This is a genomic window from Acinetobacter terrae, from assembly GCF_013004375.1.
GTDB classification, from domain to species: Bacteria; Pseudomonadota; Gammaproteobacteria; order Pseudomonadales; family Moraxellaceae; genus Acinetobacter; species Acinetobacter terrae.
The window spans coordinates 1-6,139 of the sequence record NZ_JABERI010000029.1 but is presented as its reverse complement, the minus strand read 5'-3'; the positions used below and the strand labels follow the sequence as shown (position 1 = coordinate 6,139).

Genomic DNA, 6,139 nt, shown 5'->3' with positions numbered 1-6,139 from the left:
TCGGCCCCCGCCGCTTTAGCAGCTGACCAGCCCATGGCGGGTAAAAGTAGCTCAGGGGGAGCTTCCCCTGCAGCCGATAAAAATGCTATCGCCAGTGCAATGAGTGCAGCGCCGAAAAAAGTAGGAGCAGCAGCCACTATTGTGGCTATAGGTGCTGATGGCAAAATGCGTACTTTGCGCAAAGGCACTAATGGTTTTACTTGCATGCCCGACAATCCAACAACCCCAGGTCCTGACCCGATGTGTATGGACAAGGCAGCCCTAGAGTGGGCAGACGCCTGGATGAGTCACAAACCGCCTACGGTGGGTAACGTCGGCTTCATGTATATGCTGGCAGGGGGGACCGATGCCAGCAACGTGGATCCTTATGCCAAGAAACCCACTGCTGGAAACCACTGGATCAAGACTGGACCCCATGTCATGATCGTCGGTGCTGAACCCCGCTTCTACGACATGTACCCCAAGAATGCTCAGCCGGACACCGCTGTTCCCTACGTAATGTGGTCTGGAACGCCCTACCAGCACTTAATGATTCCGGTCAAGTAGTGAAAAGACCGATAGGGTATGCACGCATGTTTAAACCCTTAAATTCAGGAGTTAAATTTAACTAATTTACCTGCTAATAAGAAAATTACCCGTGCAAGCTGTGGTTAATTCCTTATTATAATGATTGAAGTATAGATCGAATTTATAATTTAGAAGCTCATCGGAAGATGGGCTTTTTACATTTGTATTGTAAAAATTAAATGGTGTAACTGACTAATTATTATATTATTGATTTTCAAACAATATAAGGATAAGCAATGAAATTACTAGTCATAGTTGGGTTAGTAGCAATGGTGGGTTTAACTGCATGTCAGAAACAAGATACTGATACTCCCCAGCAAGATAAAACTACTTCACCCCACTCAATGGATAAAGATAAATAAATTAAATCCATAATTTAATGTGGTTTTAATGGAAAAATTAGTATTTATGCTTAACATTTATTCTACAAAGAGCTTTAAATAAGTCGGGCATATTAGACTTCGATTAGTTTCTTACATAGATAATAAAAATGGACAAAAATGCTAATTTTCACCTCCTGGAGCAAATCTACAATTTTGTTGTGGTGAGACCAGGATTTAAAGTAAAAAAAAATCATGAACAATTATTAGATTTTTTTACTGAAATTCATCAAGATCATGAAGCGGGCTTAAAATTTGATTCACCTTCTAAAATTATTCTTATGTTTGGAAGTCGTAAAATAGTAAATATTGATTTATCCCCGCCATTGAGAAATAAAACTGATTTCTTGGAGTGGGTATACAAACAATTAAATTAAGATAATGAAAACTAGGGCTGCATGCGATCTGGCATATGCTGTTTTTAGAAGAAATAAAGAAAGAAATCAGCACACCAACAAAAAAATGAATAAAGGTGAATTTTTCTCTGATTTAAGTAGCAAACCATTAATGCGTCGGCAGTTTTAAATTTGATGTTAAGTTATTGAAATATATTAAAAAATTTAATATTTGGCTCAAATTATTATTAAGAGTAGATTGGTTTTTAGCTTATTTAATGCCGCGTTATTTAGTGATTTAAATACCAACTTAACCTGAATCAACGCAAATGATAAGGGGAAGCTCGACCTTTGAAATAGGTGGGCTTTTCAATAGTTGTTAAGAATTTAACAATAAAATTGTGAACTTTTTGCCATTGCCACTTTGTATGGAATGAATGTAAAACTGGAACCTGCAATAACGATTGGGAACTGGTTAAGCCATGGAAAGGAAAAGGGTTATTGTTATGAGTGGGATATTTATGGTATGTCTATCCTTACTTTGTGTGCATGTTTATGCAGATTTTAAGAGAAAAAAATCAGAGCGAATAAAGCTATTGATAAGGGAAGCAGAATTGTCTTTATCTAATCTTGGTGATAGTAAATAAACATAGTGAAGGCTCGGTTATTTGATGGGTTTTTTTATGCTTATAAAATAATTACACCTTGAAAAGAAAAACAACTCAAACTAAACGGCTGAAAACGGTTGCGCTGTATTTTTTATACTTTGTTATCGACGTTTGAGTAGTATATTTCAGTTACTCCAAAAAGAAAGTAAAAAAGAAGAACAAAGATGGTAAACCAAATATTAGCCCGCTTAATTCCCCCGATTAAGCGGGCTTTTTATTATTCATGGTTTTACACTGATAGGATTAAAAATGGATATTTAGATATATACCTTGGGCTAGTGAACTCTTACCGCATCAGTAGTTTATTGATTATGGATGAATTGTGTAGTATATTTTACATACTATTACAAGAGTTAACCTTCCTATTATATGTGGAATTATATCAAAAGCTTTAATATCGTTGATACTTATTTGATTTTATCCAGTTTATTAGTAATGTTTGTGGGGATTAATTTTTACACTTTAACTCCTGTTTAGGAGAGTGTAAAAATATTGGAAAGCTCGGTCGTTGATCGGGCTTTTTATTTGCTCTAAATGATTAATTTAGTTTATCTGATAATATGATTTAATTAACATTATTTTAATTTTTGGTATATTTCGCCAGTGTAAATTGCTGGATTAGTATACAAAATAATCTACAGAAACTAGCTGTAGTTTCTGCACCTCCCAAGGTGTTCTTAGTTTTATATCCATGCTTTCCCAAGCATGGATTTTTTTATCTGGAGAAAAATATTTCTGATTTCCTAAAATCAATAATTTGTATTCAGATAGATGAGTATGATTTTTATGCTGAAACAATAGAGTTTGAAAGGGCGTTAAGTGTGAAGAAAGATAAATCTAATGGGTGAGAAGCATTTAGTTTTAACCCTACTAAAAATATAAAATAAGTTTCTAATTATAAAGAAATTATTACATATCTAATTATAAAAATTACAATTTTTACAGAATGCCTTTTTATAATGTCTAGGAAAAATAACAGAGACATAAAAATGCCTAAACTTCATAAATTAAAAGAAGTAAGTGCTAAAAGTAATTGTGGCACAGAAATTAGCGTAGAGCGGATCTATGAAAGAGTTCGAGATGGAGCAAGCAACGACGAAACATGGATACCCTTGCCTAAAATTGCGCTTACAGACAAAGTCATTGATTTAAGCGACGACGATACATTTACTCATCCTCGAACTGGGATAGTTTTTAAAGTATTAAGAGAGGAATATGCGTAAGTTAAAAGGATGAATTTGAGTTTTTTATCCAGTCCCACCTTGGATAGCTGAGTAAATACTACAAATGAAAACATAAACAAGTATTTAATAAATATTTTCTAAATTTTAAGAAAGATCTATGCAATATATACAGCTGATGATGAACTCTCTATTTAATCGTATTTGAAATACCCCCATTGCTTAGACTGAATATGAAAGTAAGAGTCTTGATGAATCAAAACTCTGGTTTATAGCTTAATTAGGATGAACAAATCAGCTGTTGAGTTTGAAAGAGACGCCTGTATTCTGACCGTATAACAATTAAGCGAACAAGGTGGCTCTGAAAAACCACCAACCTGATCGTTTTCTGTATCTTATTCTAGGTTATTTGTGGAAGGTGTAAAATGAAATTATCAGAACAAGTAAAACAGGCATTTTTCGATTACATAGATCAAAACTATAAAGTACCTAATTATCTATTAATAAGTCCTGATAGCTATAAAACATTACTTGAGGAACGTAGTAATTTTATTACAACGACTCCCATGGATACAGGCATCGTAGATATGAAATTTCTAGGCTGTGAAATTGGGGTTGCTCCAGATGATGGGCCTTCCTTTGAGTGGAAAAAGAAATAATTTAGTCTTTCTTACTAGGGTTTTTAATACTTAATAATTCTCGTAATATTTACATCCTGTTGCAATTGATTATTGATTATACTTTTATTTGATTGTATAAAAAAAGAACAACGAGAAGCAGGGAATGAGGCCATGAGTACAATAGAAATGTTTGTCACTTCATCTTCAACTTTAATGCTTATACTTGTTATATATGGCCTGGGACAAATGGCCAATTAACCCAAAAATTTAATAAAGCCACCTTCGGGTGGTTTTTGATGTGTAAATTTATTGTTTTATTAAATATGCGGTACATGTTCAGGAAATAAAACCTCAGCGTTTAAGACGGTTAATGCTTTTTTTTGTTTTCTAGAATATCAGGAGGGCGTTAGTTGATAACGTTGAGTTCATTTTCCCGGATAATTAAAAAGCCCTAAATTTTTAAGATTGAGGGCTTTTTTAGTACTTCTATTATTTAAGTTAAGAATAAAAAACAGACAGCCATAACAATAGTCAGCCTGTGATTCATTTAGAGTGGGCTTTTATTTCAAGATATACTCTTATTAAGTTTTTTGCGCTAACAATGTGGCGAAACGCTGCTTGATACGATTTCCATTTTCATCCACACGATGAAGCTCTCCGACATTTTCGTTGTATTTTACAAGAGTCCAGTCCTGATAATAAGCACTTAACTCACCCAGTTTAAATGCAAATGGAAAATCAGGCTGGACTGGATAATCATCGGTATCCATCGCGCAAACAATCAGGTTAAAGCCTTGCGGTTTGGTTGCATTTTGCATTTGCTTAATCAGCTGAGGAATGGTTTCTGATTCTAGAAACATCATCACCACAGTGCAGCAGATAAAATCATAACGGTCATTAATATTGGTATTTTGATTCAAGTCACGAATTAGGGGGTGAATATTACTGATTTGTTCGGACTGTATAATTTCATTTAATTTCTGAATGCTATCTCTATTAATATCCCAAGCATCTACATCAAAACCATGTTGACTTAAGAATAGAGAGTTTCGTCCAGATCCACAGCCTACATCCAGTGCATTCCCTGCATGAAGGTAAGTCATTGCCGCTAAAATTTCTGAATGAGTGGGTGTTATCTGATATTTCTTTGAAAAATAATCTTCAGGCTCACAGTAAAAACTCAGCTGACATTCAATGTCTTGACTGGCGGAAACAATCCTGTGCCATACCTCAGGCTCAATGAAAGGGGGTTGATGACTAACAGAAAAAACATGTTCCGACAGTATTTCCCCTGATTCACTCAACATCGCAAAATTTAATTCGCCTTTTAATATGGTCAGTTTGGCCCATGTTCCTGCTTTTGTATTGTGTGGTCTTTGAAAAGCTTGAGGGATTGAATCATGCGCCCAAAGGGGGAGTTGCTTGTAGCAAATAAGATCTTGCATAAAATCCTCGAGTATTTATATGGCCGTTAATATTTGTCTAACTACAAAATCAACAGCTTTCTGAATGATGCTTAGAATGAGAAAAGTAATTACATCAAATACTACTTTAATTGTTTTCATCATATTATTTTAGATATTAACTTTTAAGACTACTTTTTACTCAATATGATTTTAACGGGTTAAAAGAAGATCTATGTATATAGAATGAAGATGAATCCACAAAATCGACTTTTAGAAATAATAAATAAGCTTGATTGTTAAATTGTCATTCAATGCTATTAGCTTTCATTACTGAAAAAGAAGGGAGTCTTAGAAAAGCATATAGGAGAGGGTACTTGGAAATGAAGGAGTAGATTTAGACCAAGCTGGTAATTAGATAAAATGGGAGCTTGGACTTTTTTATTTTTTAGCTATTTGGAGTGAACGAAATAATTTGAGGAAAATATGAAACAGTCCATTACTTATTGCACTCTCATATGTAAATTCACTGTTGAGATCAATTCATTCAAACTGAGTAAGGTCGAAATAAAGGCTATTAATGAAATGATAGTTGTAAATACAATAATATCAGAGGTTAAATCTGTAATAAAAATCAGTTTAAAAACTCCATTTAAGTAGAAGTTCTTATAAATATGATTAAAAAATGGGTGAAAATACGATTTTTTTGGAAAATTAGCTGAAAAAATAAACACTCATGCTGAATATGTGAAATAAGGGGTTGCACCCATTTAGAAACTGTATAGAATACGCGGCATACCAACGAGATATGTTGAAACGAACGAAGCGCGAAGCGTTGAGTTGTTGAGATTGCCTTGTTGTTTCTTGTCTCTGACGAAGAGCAAGATAGATCATTAAGAGATTATGAAGAACAACTTGTGTGGATTTTTACCGGTTGATCGATCGAAATTATTTTCATTGATTGATGGTAGAAATTACTCGAAGT

7 protein-coding genes are annotated in these 6,139 nt (G+C 34.1%); 5 read left to right on the top strand and 2 right to left on the bottom strand.

Annotated features, from left to right (window positions below):
• The coding region (locus HLH14_RS16005; RefSeq protein ID WP_235940503.1) for a hypothetical protein at positions 1-206 on the bottom strand (206 nt) is incomplete at its 3' end.
• Here HLH14_RS16005 and HLH14_RS16000 point away from each other — a divergent pair.
• The 5 genes from HLH14_RS16000 (at position 205) to HLH14_RS12060 (ending at position 3,790) form a co-directional block, all read left to right on the top strand.
• Complete coding sequence (locus HLH14_RS16000) at positions 205-546, top strand: hypothetical protein (protein WP_228145928.1); 342 nt, start codon at positions 205-207, stop codon at positions 544-546. The two genes, HLH14_RS16005 and HLH14_RS16000, sit on opposite strands and share 2 nt — an antisense overlap.
• A gap of 257 nt (positions 547-803) precedes the next feature.
• Complete coding sequence (locus HLH14_RS16150; RefSeq protein WP_265733075.1) at positions 804-929, top strand: hypothetical protein; 126 nt, start codon at positions 804-806, stop codon at positions 927-929.
• 128 nt (positions 930-1,057) lie between these two features.
• Positions 1,058-1,324, top strand: a complete 267-nt coding sequence (locus tag HLH14_RS12070; protein ID WP_067726295.1) for a hypothetical protein — start codon at positions 1,058-1,060, stop codon at positions 1,322-1,324.
• A gap of 1,615 nt (positions 1,325-2,939) precedes the next feature.
• A complete protein-coding gene (locus tag HLH14_RS12065) occupies positions 2,940-3,173 on the top strand; it encodes a hypothetical protein (protein WP_067726291.1) in 234 nt (77 codons plus the stop codon).
• Positions 3,174-3,556: 383 nt separating this feature from the next.
• Positions 3,557-3,790, top strand: coding sequence for a hypothetical protein (locus HLH14_RS12060; protein ID WP_067726289.1), 234 nt, complete (start codon positions 3,557-3,559; stop codon positions 3,788-3,790).
• Between the two features lie 542 nt (positions 3,791-4,332).
• Here the strand turns inward: HLH14_RS12060 and tehB are convergent.
• Positions 4,333-5,196 carry an SAM-dependent methyltransferase TehB gene (gene tehB / locus HLH14_RS12055; RefSeq protein ID WP_067726287.1) on the bottom strand — a complete coding sequence of 288 codons (864 nt, stop codon included), beginning with the start codon at positions 5,194-5,196 and terminating at the stop codon, positions 4,333-4,335.
• Positions 5,197-6,139: the final 943 nt, after the last annotated feature.